The organism is Priestia sp. JV24, assembly GCF_025910025.1.
Classification (GTDB): Bacteria; Bacillota; Bacilli; order Bacillales; family Bacillaceae_H; genus Priestia; species Priestia megaterium.
Genome location: NZ_JAPCIN010000013.1, coordinates 1 through 22004 on the forward strand (window position 1 = coordinate 1; position 22004 = coordinate 22004).

At 32.9% G+C, this 22004-nt stretch carries 21 protein-coding genes; 13 read left to right on the forward strand and 8 right to left on the reverse strand.

What is annotated here, in order from left to right:
- Positions 1 to 175: 175 nt before the first annotated feature.
- Together mprF and OK414_RS08845 are read left to right on the forward strand one after the other, a co-directional pair.
- Positions 176 to 2743 carry a bifunctional lysylphosphatidylglycerol flippase/synthetase MprF gene (gene mprF / locus OK414_RS08840; RefSeq protein WP_263046183.1) on the forward strand — a complete coding sequence of 856 codons (2568 nt, stop codon included), beginning with the start codon at positions 176 to 178 and terminating at the stop codon, positions 2741 to 2743.
- A gap of 643 nt (positions 2744 to 3386) precedes the next feature.
- Positions 3387 to 3731, forward strand: coding sequence for a DUF3889 domain-containing protein (locus tag OK414_RS08845; RefSeq protein ID WP_078082548.1), 345 nt, complete (start codon positions 3387 to 3389; stop codon positions 3729 to 3731).
- Positions 3732 to 3825: 94 nt separating this feature from the next.
- On the opposite strand, the gene OK414_RS08850 is transcribed toward OK414_RS08845, so the two are convergent.
- The gene (locus OK414_RS08850; RefSeq protein ID WP_234943497.1) at positions 3826 to 4281 is read right to left on the reverse strand and encodes a hypothetical protein; all 456 of its coding nucleotides are present in this window, start codon (positions 4279 to 4281) and stop codon (positions 3826 to 3828) included.
- Between the two features lie 432 nt (positions 4282 to 4713).
- Here OK414_RS08850 and OK414_RS08855 point away from each other — a divergent pair, with 432 nt between their 5' ends.
- Complete coding sequence (locus OK414_RS08855) at positions 4714 to 5916, forward strand: hypothetical protein (protein ID WP_205662620.1); 1203 nt, start codon at positions 4714 to 4716, stop codon at positions 5914 to 5916.
- A gap of 223 nt (positions 5917 to 6139) precedes the next feature.
- Complete coding sequence (locus OK414_RS08860; RefSeq protein ID WP_205662621.1) at positions 6140 to 6628, forward strand: DinB family protein; 489 nt, start codon at positions 6140 to 6142, stop codon at positions 6626 to 6628.
- A 354-nt stretch (positions 6629 to 6982) separates the two neighbouring features.
- Here the strand turns inward: OK414_RS08860 and OK414_RS08865 are convergent, their stop codons facing one another.
- Positions 6983 to 7729 carry an alpha/beta fold hydrolase gene (locus OK414_RS08865; RefSeq protein ID WP_205662622.1) on the reverse strand — a complete coding sequence of 249 codons (747 nt, stop codon included), beginning with the start codon at positions 7727 to 7729 and terminating at the stop codon, positions 6983 to 6985.
- Positions 7730 to 8029: 300 nt separating this feature from the next.
- Between OK414_RS08865 and OK414_RS08870 the strand changes: the two genes are divergently transcribed.
- Together OK414_RS08870 and OK414_RS08875 are read left to right on the forward strand one after the other, a co-directional pair.
- Complete coding sequence (locus tag OK414_RS08870; RefSeq protein WP_205662623.1) at positions 8030 to 8641, forward strand: hypothetical protein; 612 nt, start codon at positions 8030 to 8032, stop codon at positions 8639 to 8641.
- A gap of 144 nt (positions 8642 to 8785) precedes the next feature.
- A complete protein-coding gene (locus OK414_RS08875) occupies positions 8786 to 9283 on the forward strand; it encodes a hypothetical protein (RefSeq protein ID WP_205662624.1) in 498 nt (165 codons plus the stop codon).
- 190 nt (positions 9284 to 9473) lie between these two features.
- Here OK414_RS08875 and OK414_RS08880 read toward each other — a convergent pair whose 3' ends face one another.
- Positions 9474 to 9737 carry a GNAT family N-acetyltransferase gene (locus OK414_RS08880; RefSeq protein WP_234943530.1) on the reverse strand — a complete coding sequence of 88 codons (264 nt, stop codon included), beginning with the start codon at positions 9735 to 9737 and terminating at the stop codon, positions 9474 to 9476.
- 824 nt (positions 9738 to 10561) lie between these two features.
- On the opposite strand from OK414_RS08880, the gene OK414_RS08885 reads away from it, so the two are divergent.
- Together OK414_RS08885 and OK414_RS08890 are read left to right on the forward strand one after the other, a co-directional pair.
- Positions 10562 to 10834, forward strand: coding sequence for a GlsB/YeaQ/YmgE family stress response membrane protein (locus tag OK414_RS08885; RefSeq protein WP_074898003.1), 273 nt, complete (start codon positions 10562 to 10564; stop codon positions 10832 to 10834).
- Positions 10835 to 11280: 446 nt separating this feature from the next.
- Positions 11281 to 11754: a hypothetical protein gene (locus OK414_RS08890; protein WP_205662625.1), complete on the forward strand. Its 474-nt coding sequence runs from the start codon at positions 11281 to 11283 to the stop codon at positions 11752 to 11754.
- 236 nt (positions 11755 to 11990) lie between these two features.
- On the opposite strand, the gene sigH is transcribed toward OK414_RS08890, so the two are convergent.
- Positions 11991 to 12638: an RNA polymerase sporulation sigma factor SigH gene (gene sigH / locus OK414_RS08895; RefSeq protein WP_205662626.1), complete on the reverse strand. Its 648-nt coding sequence runs from the start codon at positions 12636 to 12638 to the stop codon at positions 11991 to 11993.
- A gap of 1049 nt (positions 12639 to 13687) precedes the next feature.
- On the opposite strand from sigH, the gene OK414_RS08900 reads away from it, so the two are divergent.
- Positions 13688 to 14698: a DUF3231 family protein gene (locus OK414_RS08900; RefSeq protein ID WP_263046184.1), complete on the forward strand. Its 1011-nt coding sequence runs from the start codon at positions 13688 to 13690 to the stop codon at positions 14696 to 14698.
- A 10-nt stretch (positions 14699 to 14708) separates the two neighbouring features.
- Positions 14709 to 15173: a hypothetical protein gene (locus OK414_RS08905; RefSeq protein WP_026106547.1), complete on the forward strand. Its 465-nt coding sequence runs from the start codon at positions 14709 to 14711 to the stop codon at positions 15171 to 15173.
- 465 nt (positions 15174 to 15638) lie between these two features.
- Here OK414_RS08905 and OK414_RS08910 read toward each other — a convergent pair whose 3' ends face one another.
- The gene (locus OK414_RS08910; RefSeq protein WP_205663032.1) at positions 15639 to 16499 is read right to left on the reverse strand and encodes a LysR family transcriptional regulator; all 861 of its coding nucleotides are present in this window, start codon (positions 16497 to 16499) and stop codon (positions 15639 to 15641) included.
- 154 nt (positions 16500 to 16653) lie between these two features.
- Between OK414_RS08910 and OK414_RS08915 the strand changes: the two genes are divergently transcribed.
- The 3 genes from OK414_RS08915 (at position 16654) to OK414_RS08925 (ending at position 18879) form a co-directional block, all read left to right on the forward strand.
- Positions 16654 to 17166 (forward strand): prolyl-tRNA synthetase associated domain-containing protein, encoded by a 513-nt coding sequence (locus tag OK414_RS08915; protein ID WP_234943498.1) that lies wholly within the window; start codon positions 16654 to 16656, stop codon positions 17164 to 17166.
- A gap of 123 nt (positions 17167 to 17289) precedes the next feature.
- Positions 17290 to 18183, forward strand: a complete 894-nt coding sequence (locus OK414_RS08920; protein ID WP_205662629.1) for a DMT family transporter — start codon at positions 17290 to 17292, stop codon at positions 18181 to 18183.
- A gap of 555 nt (positions 18184 to 18738) precedes the next feature.
- Positions 18739 to 18879 (forward strand): IDEAL domain-containing protein, encoded by a 141-nt coding sequence (locus tag OK414_RS08925; RefSeq protein WP_047933618.1) that lies wholly within the window; start codon positions 18739 to 18741, stop codon positions 18877 to 18879.
- A gap of 177 nt (positions 18880 to 19056) precedes the next feature.
- On the opposite strand, the gene OK414_RS08930 is transcribed toward OK414_RS08925, so the two are convergent.
- The 3 genes from OK414_RS08930 to OK414_RS08940 form a co-directional block, all read right to left on the reverse strand.
- On the reverse strand, positions 19057 to 19356 hold the full coding sequence (locus OK414_RS08930; RefSeq protein ID WP_053215339.1) for a DUF2653 family protein: 300 nt from the start codon (positions 19354 to 19356) through the stop codon (positions 19057 to 19059).
- A 13-nt stretch (positions 19357 to 19369) separates the two neighbouring features.
- Positions 19370 to 19822, reverse strand: a complete 453-nt coding sequence (locus tag OK414_RS08935) for a hypothetical protein (RefSeq protein WP_047933616.1) — start codon at positions 19820 to 19822, stop codon at positions 19370 to 19372.
- Between the two features lie 509 nt (positions 19823 to 20331).
- Complete coding sequence (locus OK414_RS08940) at positions 20332 to 21765, reverse strand: amino acid permease (protein ID WP_047933615.1); 1434 nt, start codon at positions 21763 to 21765, stop codon at positions 20332 to 20334.
- Positions 21766 to 22004 lie beyond the last annotated feature (239 nt).

Below are 22004 nucleotides of genomic sequence, written 5' to 3' on the forward strand. Positions count from 1 at the left end.
GTTTCATAGTTACCTCCTAACTGTTGCCTTAAAATATAGTACTACGGTAAATTATATTTCAATATGTAAAAACATAGTTAGAATACAACTTAAATATGAGCTTACTCGTTTGGTACATAATACTCTAGTTGCGTGGATATGATAACGGTGAATCTTGTTGAAAGTAGAGGATCCTATGCCAATTACTTTGAAACGAATTTTACATGTTGGGAAATTTTTATTTCCGTTTTTTATACTAGTTATTATAGCTATTGAGGCTCGAAAGGAACTTGCAACGTTATCCATTCGTAATGCTGTACATGTTATTAAGAACATTCCTACAGGTGGTTTTTTTTTAGCTATCACAGTAGGTATACTTGCCGTCTCCATGATGTTTTTTTATGATTTTCTTATGATACGTTCTATGAAGATTGATATAACTATACGGAAAATATTCCGTGTATCATGGATTGCAAATTCATTTAACGGTATTTTTGGCTTTGGCGGCCTTGTAGGTGCTGGCTTGCGCGTCATGCTTTATCGTTCTTACGTGCAAGATAACGGAAGGCTGGTTAAAAATATCGCATGGATGACTACTGCATTTATTACCGGACTTTCTTTTCTGTCATTCTTAGGATTAATCGGTGTATTAAATATAGGGTTTTTATTACAGGAGAAGCCTTGGCTTTGGCCTGCTTTACTCATTTTCGCCTTTCTTGTCCCTGTATACATTGGAATTTCAAAGGTGAAGCGCAAGAAAGAAAAGGATAGAGAAGGAAAAGCTAGCACAGCTGTTTTATACTCTCTCGTATCACTTGTAGAATGGTTGTCAGCCAGTATTGTTATGTATGTTATTGTTTTATTGCTGGGTATAGAGATGAGCTTTAGGCAAACCCTAGGTGTGTATGTTATATCTGCCATTGCAGGCAGCATTAGTCTTGTACCAGGTGGCCTCGGGTCATTTGACCTCATTTTTTTAATGGGATTGAAGCAATATGGAATAAGTGCAGAAACAACCTTATCTGTTCTTTTGTTATATCGTCTCGTTTACACTTTATTCCCGTTTGGAATAGGACTTGCGTTTGCAGCATTCGAAATGACTGGGTTAACATTGAAGAAAATCGAGGATAGGCCATTTATTGCCCCTACTTTAGAGACAACCGGTGTCCTATGGGCATTAAGACGACGTTTTTTCTCTACGTTAAGTTCATGGTCTTTAGCAACGTTGACAGCCTTGACGGGATGTATCATCATTTTATCCGTTTTACTCCCTACTGCGGCTAATAGAGCACATGAACTACGTATTCTTGTGCCTAAGCAGCTTATACAGATTTCATTCGGTTTGTCTCTTTCATTTGGAGTACTTCTTATTCTTTTAACAAAGGGAGTCTATCATCAAACGAAACGATCCTATTACATGATATGTTTTGTGCTGATAGGTGGGGCAGTGTTTAATGCATTAAAAGGAATCGATTTAGAAGAAACATTTCTACTACTCATCATTCTTACAGTGTTTTACGCACTAAGAACACGATTTGTAAAAGAACGGATAGAGCTTACATTAGTTGACGTAGGAAAGGCTATTGTTGCTTTACTTGTTATTTTATATATATACGATTCACTTGGAACCTGGATTTCTGAAATAACAAATACATTTGAACCGCATTATGTTGTCCGAACTACAGACCAAGTACATAGAAGTACCCTATTAACCGCAATTGTTGTGCCTGTTTTTTTACTCGGAGGATTATTATCTTTTAAACGTTCACGAACGAAAATGGTGGGACAGCCAGCTTCTTCTGTCAGTTTACAAAACTTTTTAGAGAAATATGGGGGGAATGTATTAAGTCATCTTGGGTTTCTCGGAGATAAACGCTTTTTCTTCAGTAGTGATGGACAGGCTTTGATTCAATTTACTCGTTCAGGTGATCGACTCGTTGTATTAGGAGATCCTAGTGGCAATTCCTTGTCCTTTTCAAAGGCGGTTGCAGAGTTTCTTCATGAAGCAGACCAGTTTGGATATACTTGTATTTTCTATCAAATTGAGAGCAAATGGATGGGGTTGTATCATGACTTTGGATATAATTTCTTTAAACTTGGAGAAGAAGCTACTGTAGATGTAAATACATTTACCCTTTCGGGGAAAAAACGAGCGAGCCTTCGTGCGACAGTAAACAAATTTAAACGAGAAGGTTATGTGTTTTCTGTGATTCCCCCTCCATTTACAAATGAGTTATATACACAGTTAAAAGGCGTATCAGATGCATGGCTCAATGGTAAAAAGGAAAAAGGATTTTCACTTGGCTATTTTAGTTTAGATTATATTAATCGTGCACCAGTTGCCATACTTGCAGATAAAGATGGTTATATTGTTGCGTTTTATACTCTTATGCCGGTTTACCAGCCAAATGAAATTTCTATCGATTTAATGCGATACATTCCTAATGCCCCTAGTGGTGTAATGGATGCTATGCTGATTCATCTTTTAGAATGGGTGAAGCAAGAAGGCTATCTCTATTTGAACATAGGAATGGCTCCTCTTTCCAATGTAGGTATTTCCCCTCATTCTTTTTGGTATGAGCGCGTAGCAGCAGCTATTTTTAATAACGTACGTTATATGTACAGCTTTAATGGTTTACGATTTTTTAAAGACAAATATAAGCCTGTATGGAACGGCAAGTATTTAGCCTATCGAAAAACTCGTTCGCTACCAGGTACTATGCTTGTTGTAACACGATTAATAGGAAAGCGAAAAAAGCAGTAAGGAAATGAACCTTTACCGCTTTTTTCATTTTTCTATATTAGACAGGTAATTCAGGTAATTCAGATAATGTTTAATTATATAAATATGAGGTTCCCTGTTCTTTTGGTTAAGATTATCCGGGACATGCCTATTACATAATAGAGATAAATATAGTTTTAAAAGATGAAAATATGTCAATTAAATAACAGGGATAAAAACAAAATAAGTGTTTTGTCTATTACTTACATTATGGTCAAAGAACCAATTTGTCATCACTAAGAGTAAATTGTGAAACTTTAATAATACACCAAGTACTTTAGTATTTACTTAACAAGTAATGATAATTAGATGAAAGAAAGTGTTTGTTTTTTTCTAAGTAGAGTCGATTATAAAATTCGTTTTTAAATTTATATGTATTAGTATATCTCTTAGGTACTTGGAACAAAATGTAATTAGAATACCTTCCGACGTTGGTATTCGTAACACGATTTTCTAATTGTCTGTATGAGAAAAAACTACTGTTGGCGAGGGACAGTAGTTTTTTCTATTTTAGACTGTATATAATATGCACTTTTAGTTAACATAAAACACATTCTAGGCACCAATCAGGGATAGCACATACGAAATCAGCAAAGAATATAACAAAAACAGGAGGATTTAACTAATGAATAAATCTCTGATAGCTACTTGTTTATCTATTGTGTTTGTTTTCGTACTCTTTTTAGATAAGCCTATTGGCATCAATACAGTACATGCAGAAAAACCTAATCCTTCACATGCAAAGTGGGGGAAAATTGCTATGAAGAAAACTGCTGAAAAATATCCTTCGGCTAAAATTTATGATTATTTACATGTGAAGCGAGAACAGCGAGGAAATTATTCTATCGAGACATTTAAACTGTGGCTCGATGAAAATAACAATAAATTTGAAGTTATAGTTAATATCAGTTTTGATACAAAATCAGAAAAAATTACAAATGTAAGATTGCAAAAAGGTTCCAATAGTTAAAACGCACGTGTATACGATATACATCCGCAGTTAACATAATGGACTTTCTAGGACCAAAACAAGCTCTGACGATATAACGTTAGAGCTTGTTTTATTAGGGTTTCTCCTTAATATCAAATTCAAATATAGATTTCTTCTCTTCTTTAGACATTCCAGTAAAAAACTTTTTATGTACTCTTAATTTTCTCGTCTTTTTAGGCAATATTGTTTCTAACCATGTGGCTCCCATAGGAGTATGTTCTGGTTGAGCGTTTACTTTTTGAAGAAATTCTTCATATTGTTTTAAAATCTCTTCATCTATGAGCGAAACATCTTGTTTTCTACTTTCATAATCAAGCCTAGCAAGATCTTCTGCTGTAACATGCCCTTCAATCCTTTTCACAACCCCAATTTCAGAAGGCATACGTTCACTATTTAAAGATACAAAGAAGTAAAGATAGTTTGGTAAACGAAAAAGTCCCTTTTTTGTATCTTTTTTATTTGCAATATAAAGCCAATCTCCTTGGTTGCCATAACAATTTAACTCTTTATCATTGAGCCCAACTAGCATTTTTTCGTACTTTTTTATAAGAGTAACCTCCTTATAGACTTATTAATTAAATTATATCTTTTAATTTATAAATGTTATATATATTTTCAGTTAACATAGTCACTCTTTCCGGTACACATCACAAAAACGATTCCATGGTACACAAGGGCTGGTTCGCCTCTCATATTTATCGTTTATATAACTTTTTGTATTTATTCTCTTACCCTTTTTCATTAGCTTCGTTGTAGTATGTATAAATTAACTATTCTAATGAATTATTAATTTATTTTTCATACATATTTAAGAGTAGTCCCATACAATTATCTTAACTTTAAAAACATATTGGATATGAGGTGTTTTTTGAATTCTAAAATGTATGGCAATGCTATAGAACAATCAGTTTGTTCTTTTAAAAAAAGTTGTGGGAAACCACTGTAAAGAAGGGGCATGTGTATGCAAGAGAACCAAAATAAATTGGGTATTTCACTTAACAAAGTGCCAGAAGTCACAATTTTCTTCTGGATAATAAAAGTTTTGTGCACAACTGTAGGTGAAACATTTGCTGATTTTCTAAATTTCAACCTTGGATTTGGGTTAACTCTCACTACTATAATTATGGGAATAGCATTTTTTATTTTATTATACCTTCAATTTAAAGCAACTAAATATGTCCCAGGGATTTATTGGACAACGGTTGTGCTTATAAGCGTATTTGGAACATTAGTAACTGATAATTTGACAGATGCAATGGGAGTACCTCTTGAAGTTAGTGCAATTGTTTTTTCCGTTCTACTTGGCTTAACTTTTCTTTTTTGGTATCTTAGTGAAAAAACACTCTCTATACACTCAATTTATACAAGAAGAAGAGAAGTTTTCTATTGGCTTACTATTCTCTTCACATTTGCACTTGGAACAGCAGTAGGTGATTTATACTCTGAACAACTAGGTTTTGGCTACCTTAAAACGGGAGTAACAGTCATCATTATCATAGGCTGTATCTTTTTGGCATACAAATCGAAACTTAATGGGATTTTAGCATTCTGGATTGCCTATATTCTTACTCGTCCACTGGGAGCATCATTAGGAGATTACCTATCACAAACAAAAGTTAATGGTGGATTAGGTTTGGGAACAACTGTTACTAGTGTTATTTTTCTTATAGGTATTTTAGCAATAATTATTTTTCTCGCCATTACAAAAATTGATATAACTTCAAAAAGTGAAATGGTGGATACAAACCCAACACGTGCAAGTAACAGAAATGTTTTGACACAAACCATTGTAGTGCTCTGTATTTTCTTAGTTCTAAGTATAGGTGGTTATATCTGGCGCAGTAATGATTTAGCATCGCAATCCACTGCTTCACAAGCTACATTATCTGGGCAATTAAAGGATTTTATTAACATCGAAAATGATATGCTCAAGGATGTAAATTCAAAAAACTTTACTGCAACGAAAAAAGGAGCAGATGATTTAGAACATCAGTGGGACTCATCAGAAGCTAAACTTAGAAAAATAGACGGTTCTAAATGGACCAAGATCGATGGAACTATTGATGTTGTATTAGCAGCAGCTCGTTCATCCAACCCTGATGTCAATAAGTGCAAATCAGCACTTAATAATTCACTGACTGCACTAAACGCAGCTAATAAATAAAAAAGGGATTCTAGCCTTTCTTTTATGGGAGGCTAGAGTCTCTTTTCTCTATAATCATACTTAACATAATCACTCTTGTTAGGAACAAAATAGCTTATACGACTCTATATATTATCTTGTCTAATTCCAATGAGATAGGTATCTATAAATAGTTGTCGAACTAATTAATACTCCCCTAAAAAAAGAGACAAACTGAAAAAATACAGTAAACGGAGGAATTAGTTTGCAAACTATGTTTCATTATAACTGGTTGGTTAGAGAAGAATGGTATAAATGGTGTGAGAATATCCCACTAGAGGAATTGCTTCGGAAACGAACAGGAGGAGTAGGGGGAATATTACATACTCTCTTTCACATTGTTGATGTAGAATGGAGTTGGATTCGTGTTCTTCAGGAAAAAGATGATTTCCAGGAGAATTTTGAGGAATATCAAAGCTTAGAAAAAGTTCGCCATCTAGATACAAACTTTCAGTTTGAGGTAAGAGAGTTTGTTAGGTCTTGGAATGCAGAAAAAGAAAAGAATGTTCTTTATGATCCACAACCAGACGGAAGTATAGCAACTGACACTTGGGGAGAAGTTATGCGTCATGTGATTGCTCATGAAATACATCATATTGGACAATTATCGGTATGGGCTAGGGAGATAGGGGAGAAACCAGTTTCAGCCAATCTTATTGGTAAAGAACTGAGTCATACATTGCCGAAAATTTAAATTAATAAACTTTATTGATAAAACTCATGCTTGTAATTAAGAAAGTATGAATTTTTAATTTTCGACATATTCTAGTATATATAATAAATTTTGTAGGAAGGCATTCTTAAGGATGCCTTCCTGCCTAACTACACTAAAATTCGTATGATATGCTCCACTAATTTGTCTTTTTTAGTTTCCATAAAATGGATTCTAACAAACAAAAAAAGGTGTCCCTTGGTAAATTAGGACATCTTTTAATTATTTCATCAATTAGTTCTTCTTCATGAAACAAATTAGTTCTTTTCTGCCACGATTATTAAAAACATAGGGCTTCTCGTTTCATCTACCATTTCAGGGGTACTTTCTAACAGTTCATTTCTTTATAAAACCATTAATGTGATGATACAATTTCTCAGGATGGGTGAGATTGACCATATGGTCAGCACCTGGAATTTCTATGATGCGAGCATCTGAGTGCTCGCGAAAGTAATCAGCAACACGAAGGTTATCAGATGAATCCTCCTTACCAACTATCACCAATGTTTTAGTCGTCAATTCTCCTAATCTTTCGATTGCCAATGGTTGCTGCCAAATCAATTTAACGGCTGGCCATTCAAACATTCGATTCATATGGTGCTTGAGCATTTGAACCATTAAACTCTGGTGAGGACTCATCGTTAAAACGCTATACGATGAGTCGCTGAGCAAAAGCTCAACCATCTTATCTATATCTGGAGCAGCTTGATGAATCTTTTTCATGTTCTCTTCAAATTCTTTGGAATAGGTAAACCCAGATAATCCAGGGGCAAGCAAAATAAGTTTTGAAACCCTTTTGGGATAACTCAGAGCGAGTTCAGTAGCAATTTGGCCACCCATTGAGTGACCGATAAGTGTTGCCTGGCTGATTTCTAGATGATCAAGTAGTGACAGCAAATCTTTAACAGGGTTGACATCTTCTAAAGGGATCGGTGATTTCCCCGTCCCACGTCCATCACAAGCAACAACCTTATAGTGTTTAGCTAAAAGAGGTACCATAAATGTCCAGTTCCGTACATCAGCACCGCCAGTTAAGAGAACAACAGGATGGCCATGCCCGTTAACTTCGTAATACAGATCCATTAAAATTCCTCCACCCATTACAATTTAATATTATTTTATTGTCGAATGGAATTTTATTCACTGTTCAAAAGTGATAGTAGGGTATGTTTATTTTAAAGAACCAATCACCTTGACTTATAGCCATTCAAATAATTTACTTCGTCTCATTTACAAAAAACCCTTTATAGACTCGGTCCATTTTATATTTTTAGGTTGTATATAGTACTTATTCTTAGCTACCATAATGTGCTTTATAGGAACTTATTTACATATCAATTATAATTATACTTAAAATACACTTTAAGTATTGGAGGAGAATTAATGGATATTGAAGTGGGGTTTATTTCCAAAAGCTACATAAGTGATATTCCCTCATGGGGTGGTATGTTTCCCTTCGGAATAGATAGCGATGCCCCTTACATTGTAGAGTATGAAGATCATGATGTAGACATGGAAACCTTTATTAATAACTGGATGAAAGAGTTAAACAGGTTTCCAATATATACACTTTTTACATATATAAGCTACGATGCAGAAGAAATAGGTGCTGTATTTTCATCTGCTAATATTGAATATGTAAAACTAAAAGTAGACAAAGAGACTTTTATTAAAGCTAAAATTGAAGATTATACACAATTTAAAGTCGTTATGCCTTTTTTATATAGCCAAGGAAGTATGAATTGCTTTGCTGCTTGGTCTCTTTCTGAAGATTTATTTAGCTTTGAAAAACGGGATATGAAAACCTTATTTGGGAGAAGAAAGGTTCAAATGCCTATTGTTACATTACGAAAAGATTGCACAATGTTTTGGGTTTTTTACGATGGTGCATCTGTCATTTCCCTATCTAATGAAGATTTATTTTCTTCAACTAATTCAATTATTAGCTCATTTCCTCAGAATATTAAAGGAGCTGAGGTTGAATATGAAGAGTAATCCTTATATTTTATAGGCTTTACAAATATAGTTACCATAACGGGTATTATAGGTAGCAGATAAAATCCTAAAATCTAATTATTTAAATGAATTTTGATAATTAGGGGAAAATAAATATATCTTTTAAAAAAGAGGTATCTAATTATGCACTCAATCATCAAAAATTTAGATTTATCTGCAAGAGGAATTTGGTTTCCCATCTCTGTAGCTTTTCTATTATTATTATTTGCCCTTTTCATGCCTAAAAGAGAAATTAACTGGCTAGAATTTTATATTACTTTTGGAGTTGTAGGTTATGTAGCTTGGAATTCTGATACGGTAGTGGGGAGAATGTTAGACTGGGTGGATCTAGGTAACCCTAAAATTACGGGACTTGGTGAATTTGTGAGTTATAATTTTATTCCTACATCACTTTCTGTTATCTATCTAAACTACTTCAAAAAAAACAACAAACGGATCCTTGTTCTTCTTTTCACCTTATTATCAACTCTAATTGAATGGCTAATGATACAAACAGGGTATTTGAAAATGAAAAATTGGAGCTTTTTTATTCTTTCTATAATTGCCTATTTGATTGTATTCAGTATTATTCTTCCTATTCACATAAAAGTTATAAAGAAAAACTTACTCCATAACAAATAAAATTCTTTAAAATTCTTTATTTATGAGTAAACTACTCAAGATGCAATAGAGCACCATCTAACGACTATTATTAATTCAACTTAAAGAAAAAGGCTATCTCTTTTGACTGGGAAGAGATGGTCTTTTTCTATTTTCAGACTGTATAGGCTATACAATCTTAGTTAACATAATGTTTTTTATGAGAAATCGATTATTCCACATATTCTTCAGTTAAAGTAGGATTTAAGTATGGAGCTATGGCAGTTTTCAACTTACTGAATCCTACTTTACGATAAAATTCCTCATTACCTGTTGTAGCAACAAGATGAACACAAGAAATCTCCTTAAGTTGCGCAAGTAAGTTACCTATAATTTGCTGTCCAAATCCTTTATTTTGATGGATGTCTTCAATCACAACATCATATATGGCAGCATTAAATACACCATCTGAAATGGCTCTTCCAAACCCTACAATTTTATCCTCATCATGTTTCTTTTAGTCTACAGAATGATAAATTGCTTTTATTCTTGACCAATTAACATTCTCTATATTATTTGAAATTGAAATATTCATAGGATCTACTCCCTTTGTTTTTACATAACGTATTTAGTGCTACTTCTACTTACAAAAACACAACTCCTATATTGTATACTGCATATATTTTTAGTTACCATAATCAGATTTATCGCAAAACAAGTGTCAGTATGTGTCGAAAAGGGGTAATGTAAAAGAAATAACATCAGGAGGGGAGGACATGCTTGATAATTATGAACGTCTCCTATTCTATAGGGAAATCAAATATTTAATTGCGGATTATGATAAGTGTAGGCATTTACCTACTAAGAACGAGTTATACAATCAGATAGTGTTTCTAAAAAAAGTACTTAAATATGGATCTGAAAAAAGGATATCTAGATAGTAGATGTTATATATTTGTCGAGAAAAACAATGTGTCTTTAAATCAGATTGTTTTTCTCTTTTTTATATAAAAGAGTAGATCATGACAGATTATTACTAATATGCATAACAGTAGCGATGATACCTTAGTGATCTCTAGTTAACCTAAAATGAATGATGCCATTCATAGAAGCAAGCAAACTTATAATGTGTGACTTATTTTCATTTAGGAAATTCATATGATAAATAGGAATAGCACTTAGTAACCATTTAAAGGAATCTGTATGGAATTTTCTACTTTGCTGAGAGAAAAATCTCTAAACAAGAAAAAAACCCCATGGTTAATGCGTCCCATTTAGGGGTAAAGTCAACTAAATCTTTTAATAAGGAGACGATTCTTAATGGAAATCCTATGGATGCTAATTGTTGGAGGAATTATCGGTTGGCTTGCTAGTTTAATTACTGGACGAGATGTTCCTGGCGGAATTATTGGTAACATTATTGCTGGTTTTGTTGGTGCCTGGTTAGGTGGACTTATCTTAGGTGATTGGGGACCAGTCATAGGTGGATTTGCAATTATTCCAGCTATTATTGGATCGATTATTTTAGTGTTAATTGTAAGCTTTATTATGCGTAAAATGGGACAGAAGAATAATCATGGTCATCATGCATAAGAAAGAGACAAAATGTAAATTAGAGTGATTACTAATACTAGCCTAATATTGTCTGACTTTATTGTAGAGAAGCGATTCAAACTAAATTCTTACCTTATTTACCTAGTACGATTGATAAATATGTGAAAAATGAGACGAGGAATTAATGATAAAACAATTGCTTTGCAATAAAAGAACGGTAAAAATACAAAATTTGAATCAGAATATCTTATAAGCGACCTTATAATTCTAATTGGAATCAATGAGGTCGCTTATTATTGGTGTAAACCTTTAAAAATTATGAGTCAGTATATTTTCCTACAGTTAATGTTAATGAGTAATAAACGCATGATAATATTTGTTTATATACATTATTTATCATAGTAAGTAGTGAAAAATGCTGTTTCCTTTCGATGGTTTGTTATAATGGAAGTATGCATTGCGCGGAAAGGGAAGAGAAATTAAATATGATACTCATTAAAAACAGCGAAGAAGTAATAAGAGAAGCAAAACATCAACTTCATACAACCATGGATGATTATCAAACCAACATTATCTCTATTTTTGATAAACCACGTATTCATGTGAATCAACGAATTAGATTGATGATTCTACTATCCGATATAAAAGAACAGGCTGTATTAATTGGAAAACACTCTGCAGCCAAAGGGAGATTAGAATATGAAGGACAGGATCAACTAATTGCAGAAGTTGTAGATGAAGTTCCTTTCCAATACAGTAAAGAGACAGTAACTGATTTGGAAAATAACATACAAATTAGTAAAGGCGAAATTGAAGAGCTAGCAAAAGAGTGCGGATTAGATACTGAAGAAACAATTAACCTCAAGGCTCTTTTACTTAATTTAAAAGTATCTAGTTACATAAATGGGCATTATGAAATGTATGTAAAAGATAATACTTTATCTGACACAAGGTCTTAGAATGTTAGATAAAAAGGCATTATCTTACAGTTATAAGTCAAACTAATCAAGACGCCATGAGGCATCGATCACATATCTCTTTTCAACGAACAGAAAAAAACTACTTCCAGGACTCAGAAGTAGTTTTTTCTATTTCATCCGGGCTGGACATAGTATACAAGTGTAGTTAACATAAAACATTTTATCAAGGGCTTTTTGTATACTGTAAACTTAAGTCCTTCATTAAGGCAAAAAGATTACATAGCTTTTTCTACCTCTAGGTACCGTCCTGCTTTTCTTTTTATTCGTTGAATAGCATTATCAATAGACTTTTCAGACACACTTAACAATTCGGAAATTTCTGTATATGAATAGTCGTTTATATATAAAGCCCATACCCTTTGTTCTAATTTACTAAGTAATTTGGCTATTTTTTGTTTCTTTTCTTCGAATTCTTCTTGATTGATAAGTAGTAATTCTGGATTTGTTGTATTTTTTTCGGCTATCATATCCAGAAGCATATAAGCTGATTCTTGATATGATAAAGGCTTGTATAGGGAAACATAGGTATTTAAAGGTCCATGTTTTTGACGAGCAGCTGCTTTAACCGCGGTAAACATCTGTCTCTTGATACAGAGATCAGCAAATGTTTTAAAAGAGGACATTTTATCCCCTTTAAAATTACGAATGGCCTTATATAGACCAATCATTCCTTCTTGAACAAGATCTTCCTTATCCGCCCCTCTTAAAAAATAGGTTGATGCCTTCGCTTGAACATTCCCCCGAAATTTTTCAATTAAAAAGTTTAATGCCTCTTCGTTCCCATAATGAATTAGGTTGAGCAGATCTTCATCGTTATATCTATCGTAATTTTCGATTAATTCAGTTTCGATAATTGTACTCACTTATATCCCTCCGCCAGTCTTAGGTGAATTTTAAAAGTATTCTTAGAATAGCAAACCTAATTCTTTTAAGATTATCTTAGTCAGTAAAAAAATTGTAAAACAAAAAACGCCTATTATAGCCTGGCGCTTTTCTATATACCTTTGATTTTTGGTTATTATTTCTCCATCCCTCTAAAGTATAAGAAACTAGAAATAAAAATGTTGTCGAACCTTGGTGGTGCTTTTAAAAATCTAATCTTTTGTCCTTTACAATGATGTATAAGATAAATAAAAATCCTTCTCTAATGTAAGGGAGGGATTGTTAATTTATTAATTGTTTTTAACTTTAAATAACATTTTTGAAGTTATAAATGAAATAGGCACTGCTATAACAGTAGTTAAAAATGCAGAGTTCACGTAATGAGGTTTATCGAAAAAATAAGTGTCAGTATGTGTCGAATGGGTAATATAAAAGAAATAACATCAGGAGGGGAGGACATGCTGGATAATTATGAAAGTTCCCTATTCCATAGGGAGATTAAAGGTTTAATTGCAGATTATAGTAAGTGTAGAGATTTAGCCACTAAGAATGAATTATACCATCAGATAGTACTTCTAAAAAAAGCACTTAAATATAAACGAAATAAGGTCTCAAGATAAAATAGGCCATCTATTTATTGTGGAAAACGATTTATCTTTCGAATTGAATTGTTTTCCTTTTTTTTATACAGATAGACTTTTAGTCTTTCAAACGAAATAAGGAAGTCAAAAAGATGAAATAAAATATCATCTCTAAACATGCCTATTCTAGATAATATTTAAATGCTTTCTAGTTAACATAAAACGTATTTATAGGAAATTGTATGCTAAAAAGCTTTTTTATCAGGGGCTTTTTGCAGCTTATAAATTGTAACTTTCTGAATGAGCATAAAAAAATCAATAATAAAGCTTACAGGTAAGGTTCTTTTTATAGTGTTTAATTTGTTTAAAAAAAGAGTCTGTTCTACCCTTATCATAAAAAATTTTTATTAGGAGAAACTATTTTAGATAAATTTACAGGAGGGAATTAAATGGAGGGTATTACACATAGTGGAAGGATGAGTTCTTCGGAACTTGCAAACCTTTGGTCACAGTATCTTAATGACAGCTTATCACGTTGTATGCTTCACTATTTTATTGAGAATGTTCAAGATAAAGACATAAGTAAGGTACTTCAATTTGCTCTTGAATTGTCGGAACGCCACCTTCAAAAGATAGAAGAATTTTTGACAAAAGAAAGTTATCCACTACCCAAGGGGTTTACAGATGAGGATATCACACTAGAGGCACCTGCTTTATTTACAGATACATATATTATTGTTTTTATTCAAATAATGTCTATTCACGGCATGACTAGATATGCTGGAGCGACAGGCTGTACTATTAAAGAAGATCAAAGAAAATACTTTAAGCAAGTTATTTCTGAAACAGTGGAATTGTATGATCTAGCCACTGGTGTTCTTGTAAGTAAAGGGATTATTAGCAAACCCCCTACTTTTAATAATCACCAGAAAGTCGAGTTTATTAAAAAACAAAATTACTTAACAGGTTGGCTTGGAAAACGTAGACCTATTAGTGCAGTTGAAGTTAGTGGTACTTATCTTAATATGCAAAAGACAATGACAAAAGTAGTACTAGAATTAGGGTTCAGTCAGGTAGCTCAATCTAAAGATGTTCGAAAATATATGGAAAGAGCTAGAAAGGTCTGTAAAAGTCACTTCGAAATCCTAACTTCGATGTTAAAAGAAGATAATTTACATATTCCACGGACTTTTGATTCAGAAGTAACGGATTCAACAACCCCACCTTTTTCTGATAAACTTATGATGTTTTTAATATCTACGCTAATTTCTTCAGCCATTGGGTATTATGGAGAAGCAATGGCAATATCCCAACGAAGGGATTTGGTAGCTAATTACGCAAAAATGATTACCGATATTGGATTGTTGGCAGAAGATGGAATGAATCTTCTAATAGAAAATGAGTGGATGGAACAGCCTCCACTAGCTACAAACCATGAAGATTTGGCAAAAGACAAATGATGTAAGTGAGATGGAAAAGAAAGATAAAATAACAGAGAGTATTTTGTGGAGTATAGCTTTACCTGGTTTTCCCCAAATATTAAACGGTCAACTTCTTAAAGGAATTTTATTTATTATATTAGAGCTTATAATAAATGTAATGGCAAACTTTAATGAAGCCATCCGTTTGAGTTTTATTGGAAATATAGAAGGTGCGGTTTCACAAGCAAATTATCAGTGGCTTATGTTCTATCCCTGTTTATACTTCTTTGCAATGTGGGATGCCTTTAAAGATGCAGGAGGAGGAAAACAGCCTTATTCCTATCTGCCCTTCGTTAGCTCAGCATTTTTTGTTACTGTCGGAACTATATATTCAGCCCAAACAAAAGTTTTTGGGGTATTGTTGGGGGCGGTCTGGTTTCCAATATTGTGGGTTATTCCTGGATTAATAATTGGTTTCTCTATAAAATTAATATTAAACCTAAAAGAAGGATAAACGTCTATTAAAAGTAATAAAAATGAAATATCAAAAATTACTTTTTCATATACAACACCTCTCTAACTAAATTTCACCATAATATGGAATTTTATAAATTATACATAAGTTATTGGTAACTTGAACAAACTACTCAAGACGCCGTGAGGCTTCAGTCCTTTGGTTAAATAAATGTAGCAGAAAAACTCCTGAACAGGTCACAGGAGTTTTTCTGTTTTTAACCTGTATACGCTATTCATTCTTAGTTAACGTAATCACTCTTCCGGAACACGCATCAAAAAAGAACCCTTGTGGCAGTAAGGGTTCCAATTAGAGTGTGTTTCTCTTTTATGCTGCTTTTTATACATCCTTGATATGACGGCATTTACTCGATACCCAAGTGGGAGGCGGATGTATAAAAAGTGCACGTTTTATTCATATACTAGTATTTTAAAATATAGTATCTTTAGGGAAGAAATGAGTATTTTATCTATACTCTAAATAATTTAAAAATTGTTTGCTAGCAAGAGATAAAGTTTGATTTTCCCTGTATGCTAATCCGATTTTTCGGTAAGCAGGTACTTCCAATTCTTTTGTGATAACGTCGTAAGAAATGCGTTGTAAAACCAATTGCGGTAAAATACTAATACCTAAACCACTCTCTACCATAGCCATAATGGCATAGTCATCCCATGTCGTAAAATTGATTTTGGGACAAATATTCCACTTTTTCAGCAGTTTAGCCACATCAGAATTCCCTTCTTTTTCTAACAAGATAAAAGATGACTCAGAAAGTTCAGCAATTGGAATTTTTTCGAGATCTGCAAGAGGATGGCTTTTAGGCAATACAACAATTAGGTTATCTTGTTCTATAAATGTTGTTTCCAATTCTGGAAGAGTAGGAAGTCGTAAAAAACCAAAATCCACACGCCCTTCTAAAATCCACTTTTCTATTTCGTGGTAATCACCTAAAAGTAATTCAAAATCAATATTAGGATAATCAGTTTTAAATTGCTTTATTATTTTTGGGAGCCAATGCGTGGCTACGCTAGAGAAAGTGCCAATCCGAACCACTCCCGATTGTAACCCGTTAATTTCTTCTATCTGATGCTGTAAGTTTTGATATTCTTCAAATAGTCTTTTAGCAGCTGGGAATAAATTTAATCCGTCTGAAGTTAACCGTAAACCAGATCGACCTCGTTCAAGTAAAGTTACTCCCCATTCTTTTTCTAAATCGTTAATCATCCGACTTATGCCAGACTGAGAATAATTTAAATACTTTGCTGCTTTTGTGAAGCTTCCCAATTCAACTGTTTTAACAAAAGCAATATATTTTTGTATATTCATATCCATCGTATCACAACCTTTGCATCTGTTTTTGTCATGCTTAGCATGACAAATATTCGCTTTTGTAATGATATTTTCCATGATAATCTACATTTATTAAATATACAAAGCGAAGGAATGAAAAAATATGTTTTTTATTAGCGAGGTTTATACCATGGCTCCAAAAAAATATTCCACACCTTTACAAGAAAGTACGTATCTTGCTTTACAACAATTTAATATTCCTTTTCAACGTGTTGATACAGATGAAGCCATTACAATGGATGACTGTACGCTTATTAATAATAAGTTGAACATAAAAATGGTTAAAACATTGTTCTTGTGTAATCGACAGCAAACTTCCTTCTATCTATTTATCACTAAAGGAGACAAGCCTTTTTGCTCAAAAGACTTCAGTAGTGCTCTAAATATAGCTAGAGTCTCGTTTGCTCCTGAGGAATTGATGAAAGATATGTTAGGAACAAAAATTGGAGCAGCAACTGTTTTTAGTGCACTGTTTGATAAGGGTAATAATGTACAAATTGTTTTTGATAAAGATGTAACTAATGAAGAATGGTATGGATGCAGTGATGGAACAACAACCGGATATATAAAAGTACGAACGGAGCAAATTATTAATAATTTTTTACCTTATACAAATCATAAGGTATCGATTATAGAGGTGTGATATGTGTCTATATAAAAATAGAATAGCCATAAAAGTTAGAATTTCTACGCTGACAAATGAAATAGAGCAAAATAATCTAAAATCGTTTGATCAAATTGCCTGTGTATTAAGTGGGTGAAGGCAGTGAAATATAAGATACAGTTTGTTTTATCTATGATTATTTTCGGTACAATGGGTTTAATTGTAAGATATATTGATTTATCTTCTAGTGAAACGGCCTTATTAAGTAGTTCAATTGGGTGTTTGTTTTTAATAGTTGTTCTTTTTATGAGAAAGAGAACCATTACATGGAAATTGGTAAAAGCTAATGGTTGTATCTTATTTTTTTCGGGTATTGCATTAGGGGGAAATTGGATGTTTCTTTACCAAGCATATGATCACACAACGCTCACTAATGCTACGCTAGGCTATTATTTTGCACCTGTATTCGTCATGATCCTCTCACCATTTATCCTTAAAGAACAATTACCTGTCAAAAAAATTATTTGTATCGGTATAGCGATAATAGGTATGTTAATGATTGTTGGAAATGGTGTAAGTGCCTCTGGAACAGAAGATTTACTTGGAATCTTTTTTGGATTACTAGCAGCTGCATGTTATGCTGCATTGATGTTACTCAATAAATTTATTCGCCTCATGGGTAGGCTAGAGATTACAATTATCCAACTTGGAATAACAGCTTTACTGCTCTTGCCATATGTATTTTTGACGGAAGGATTCGGTGTCTTTGAAGTATTTAAATCGTCCGTTCCCTTTATAATAATTCTGGGGATTGTGAACACTGGTATTGGATTTTGGTTGTTTTTCTCCGGTATGGAGAAATTAAAAGGCCAAAGTATCGCTATGCTAAGCTATGTAGATCCATTCGTAGCCATATTGATTTCTGCAGTTATCTTGCGAGAACATATGACAATTGTTCAAATAATAGGTGGCGCGCTTCTTTTAGGATCAACATTTATAAGTGAGAATAAGGTGATTATTTTTTCCAAAAGAGGTAAGAGTGTATCGACCCTATAATATGGGAAACAGTAGGAAGTATTAGTTTCCTGCTGCTTTATATATATTTAAAAACTTTTCATGTTAATACTGAGGGATTTTCCGATAATTAAGTCCATAAAAGTATATATTTACGAACTTTTCTCTTATATAGAAAACCTGTCATTTTCATTGTTCGATTAAGTTTGAAAATAAATTACGAACGTCTTCTAAAAACTATGTACTTTTACGAACGTTTCTGAAAGGAAAGTAGATTAAGCTAGTGGTTTGCCGTCATTAAACATGACTGTCAGAACCTATATTCTTAAAGGTTAGTTTGTAGATCTCCTTCAACAAATGAATAAAACAGTTTTGTGCTCACTTTAGGGTTTATAAGTATAAAATAACAATCAGAATAACAAGAGGATTATTAATACATGGGGTAAAAAATATATTCATTATTTCACTTTATCTATTAATCTCGTATAAACAACGTCAGAAAGGAGAATAATGTTTAAAAAGGAGAAAAGATAAAGGGGTTGATTTTTAATGTGAAATAATGGAATTAACAACATCGATCCAGGTTTACGCGATCAAATGCTGGCTGAATTATTTTTGGATCAAACGATGAACGACTTCAAAAGAAATAAGATCCTTAAGGAAATAGACCAGTCTTTAAAGAATAAAGATAAACAAGCTTTTTTACGTTTAACAGAGGAACTTAAATCTGTATCTTAATAAAAACGATGTAATATAGAAGAAATTCATTAAAAAGAAGCCTTCTTTTTTAAAAACTGAGGCTTCTTTTTATTTTACATTTACATATATCTTTTTATAATAAACTAAACTTATAATGAAAGAACTTATTCGTTCCAGTATGAAAATGCTCGGAAGTCTCATGTCAAAAATTAATTACTAATTACTCAATACTTGAATAGAGGAAGTAAACCCATTCTTTTCCGAAAAAGATAAATTAACTTGTAGATGATTAGCGACGAACTGGTGATAGTCCTGTAAATATACTGCAACAGCATCAATGATGTCTTGTTCATGCAATCGCGCTGTACGTCCTAATGCTAAGGTAGAAGCAGCAAACCCAAGAGAGGGATGAAATTCCAAATCTACTTCTACTTGTTGAGGTTCGATTCTTTCTTTTAACGCAATATAAATACAAATACTATCTACAATATCTTGTTCATTAAATAGTACTTCCATCTTAAATTTCTCCTTAATATCTTCTTCTTGTAAAGATGTTTTTAATTACCCAAATGATGACTAAAATCACAAGTATATCTACAAGAATTCCTAAAAAAGAAAATCCATTTGAAGCGTTATTTCCATACGTACCATTATAATTTCCTCCAAATGGATGAAGCATATGGCCCAAAAGTGCCCCCGTTCCAAACGCTGCAGCATGAGTCAGTATACTTTTTGCTCGTGAAGGCGGCGTCTGGTTATACGTCGTGTGAGACCTAGTATACGATGGTGTTTTTGTAACGTTGCTTGACGGAGACTTATATCCAGAATGATAAGTGCCACTTGAATATGTGCCCCTACTTGAATGAGAACTGAACGAAGAACTGTGACTGAAAGAACTATGGCCACTAAATCCTTTTGCCTGAGCAACATTTGGTATAGCTATTGCAAATATTAATACAAATATTAAGGTCAATTTTTTCATTACAATTACTCCTGTCTTTATTAATCTAATATAGCTGATTTATAATAAAGTTTCTTTCTTAGAGAGCTTATGTAGCTGTTACTATACCACTAAATTTATAAAATTCTACTATTTTCATCTATTTTTAATGTGATTTTAAGATGAATTTTAGAGTGATTATGATGATTAGAAAAAGTATAAGGGGTTTCAATATCTAATTGATATGTGAAATTAACATAAAAGACGGTGATATAATTTATAAAAATTAGAAAAGAAAGAAAAAGACGAAAAATAAATGTAGAGTATATTTGAGAAATATAGAGGTAACCCATATTCAGATGGCAGAGCCTAATCCCATGTTTTATAAAAAAGGTTGATGAATTAATTCGTGTCTAATGTTTGTTAGTGTAATTAAAAAGCAGATCTTATCCAAGGATAAAATCTGCTAAAAAATCAAAAAGAGGTAATGAAAATATCGTGATTTACTCAATGATCCATTAATTAAAGGAAGAATGTAATTCCCACTAGGTCTATTCCCCAGAACTTCTCTTTAATATTATTGTATCTTTTTCCTTATCTATTTTCTTATGAATACGTAAGTAATAGTAGGCATAGCACCCAATTGCAAATGGGAGACCGCAATATAAAGCAGCCCTGAGAGAATCAACAAAAGCCATACTAACAATGACTACTAAACAGAGTACAAAGCAAGTAATTGGAACAATAGGATACAGAGGTGTACGGAAGTTTAATTGATTAATATCATTTCCTTCCGCAATATAAGCTTTACGGAAATTTAATTGAGATAGGGCAGTTAACATCCAAACAGTGATGCCAGCTAGGCCAGCGATTGATACTAAAATTAGAAAAACAGTATTAGCAGCAATGAAGCTTGTTAAAAGAGATAGACATGCTACTAAAAAAGTTACACTTAATGCGCGTAATGGTACCCCCTTTTGGCTTAATTTTGAAAAAGATTTCCCAGCAAATCCTTCGAGGCTCATAGCCCATAGCATTCGTGTGGATGCATATAACCCTGAATTTGCAACCGATAAAACCGCAGTAAGAATAACAAAATTCATCACATCTGCTGCATACGGTATCCCAACATTGTCGAAAACATAGACAAATGGGCTATCTACTGATCCTGCTTTTTTCCAGGAGACTAAACTAACGAGGATAAGCATGGAAATTACATAAAAAAATACTGTTCGCCAAACCGTATTTTTAATAGCTCTAGGGATTTCCCTATGTGGATTTTCAGATTCTCCAGCTGCAATACCAATCAATTCGGTTCCCTGAAAAGAAAAAACAACTCCAATCATGGCAAAGAAAACACTACTAAATCCATTTGGAAAAAGTCCTCCATTATTCATTATGGTAGAAACACTTTGAACTGGATTTTTTGCCCCATGAGTATCAAGAAATCCAAAAATTATACCTGCCCCAATTATAATAAATAATAAAATGGTTACGATTTTAATACTTGAAAACCAAAATTCTGTTTCTGCAAAACTGCGAGTAGACAGAGAGTTAATGATAAACAAAGAAGTTCCAAAAATAGCACACCAAACCCAAACAGGAATATCAGGAAACCAGCGCTGCATTAATAATCCAGATGCTGTGAATTCAACACTTACTGTAACTGCCCAATTCAACCAGTACATCCATCCCACAGTAAAACCTGTTCCAGGTCCTATATATTTTGTTGCGTAGGCTTGAAATGATCCTGTCACCGGCATAGATACGGTCAATTCACCAAGACAAAGCATAACTAAGTACATTAAGAAACCCACAACAAGGTAAGCTAATACAGCCCCACCAGGACCTGCTTCATTGATAATATGACCCGAATTTAGAAAAAGGCCTGTTCCAATTACTCCACCAATTGAAATCATAAATAAATGTCTGCTTTTCATATTTCTTTGAAGCTCATTGGATACTTCTATTTTTTTACTATGCATGTATAACCCTCTTCCTAATAGTATGATTTAATTATTTTTATGTTATAAGCAGGGTTCTCCTTTAAACTAAAAATTTAAATGAGCAGATCGGTTGGACATAATTTAAAATATGTTTTGAATGAATATAGTTTCTTTATGATTTTTAAAATATCTATTAAAACCTCAAAAAATATAATCTAGCTTTCCTTTCCAAGTTACTATAAGTCTTTCCAACACAAAAAAACTTCGCAAAAATAATA

Coding starts and splice junctions, on each gene's coding strand:
- mprF (WP_263046183.1), top strand. CDS start 176: ATGCCAATTACTTTGAAACGAATTTTACATGTTGGGAAATTTTTATTT.
- OK414_RS08845 (WP_078082548.1), top strand. CDS start 3,387: ATGAATAAATCTCTGATAGCTACTTGTTTATCTATTGTGTTTGTTTTC.
- OK414_RS08850 (WP_234943497.1), bottom strand. CDS start 4,281: ATGCTAGTTGGGCTCAATGATAAAGAGTTAAATTGTTATGGCAACCAA.
- OK414_RS08855 (WP_205662620.1), top strand. CDS start 4,714: ATGCAAGAGAACCAAAATAAATTGGGTATTTCACTTAACAAAGTGCCA.
- OK414_RS08865 (WP_205662622.1), bottom strand. CDS start 7,729: ATGGATCTGTATTACGAAGTTAACGGGCATGGCCATCCTGTTGTTCTC.
- OK414_RS08870 (WP_205662623.1), top strand. CDS start 8,030: ATGGATATTGAAGTGGGGTTTATTTCCAAAAGCTACATAAGTGATATT.
- OK414_RS08875 (WP_205662624.1), top strand. CDS start 8,786: ATGCACTCAATCATCAAAAATTTAGATTTATCTGCAAGAGGAATTTGG.
- OK414_RS08885 (WP_074898003.1), top strand. CDS start 10,562: ATGGAAATCCTATGGATGCTAATTGTTGGAGGAATTATCGGTTGGCTT.
- OK414_RS08890 (WP_205662625.1), top strand. CDS start 11,281: ATGATACTCATTAAAAACAGCGAAGAAGTAATAAGAGAAGCAAAACAT.
- OK414_RS08900 (WP_263046184.1), top strand. CDS start 13,688: ATGGAGGGTATTACACATAGTGGAAGGATGAGTTCTTCGGAACTTGCA.
- OK414_RS08905 (WP_026106547.1), top strand. CDS start 14,709: ATGGAAAAGAAAGATAAAATAACAGAGAGTATTTTGTGGAGTATAGCT.
- OK414_RS08910 (WP_205663032.1), bottom strand. CDS start 16,499: ATGAATATACAAAAATATATTGCTTTTGTTAAAACAGTTGAATTGGGA.
- OK414_RS08915 (WP_234943498.1), top strand. CDS start 16,654: ATGGCTCCAAAAAAATATTCCACACCTTTACAAGAAAGTACGTATCTT.
- OK414_RS08925 (WP_047933618.1), top strand. CDS start 18,739: ATGCTGGCTGAATTATTTTTGGATCAAACGATGAACGACTTCAAAAGA.
- OK414_RS08930 (WP_053215339.1), bottom strand. CDS start 19,356: ATGGAAGTACTATTTAATGAACAAGATATTGTAGATAGTATTTGTATT.
- OK414_RS08935 (WP_047933616.1), bottom strand. CDS start 19,822: ATGAAAAAATTGACCTTAATATTTGTATTAATATTTGCAATAGCTATA.
- OK414_RS08940 (WP_047933615.1), bottom strand. CDS start 21,765: ATGCATAGTAAAAAAATAGAAGTATCCAATGAGCTTCAAAGAAATATG.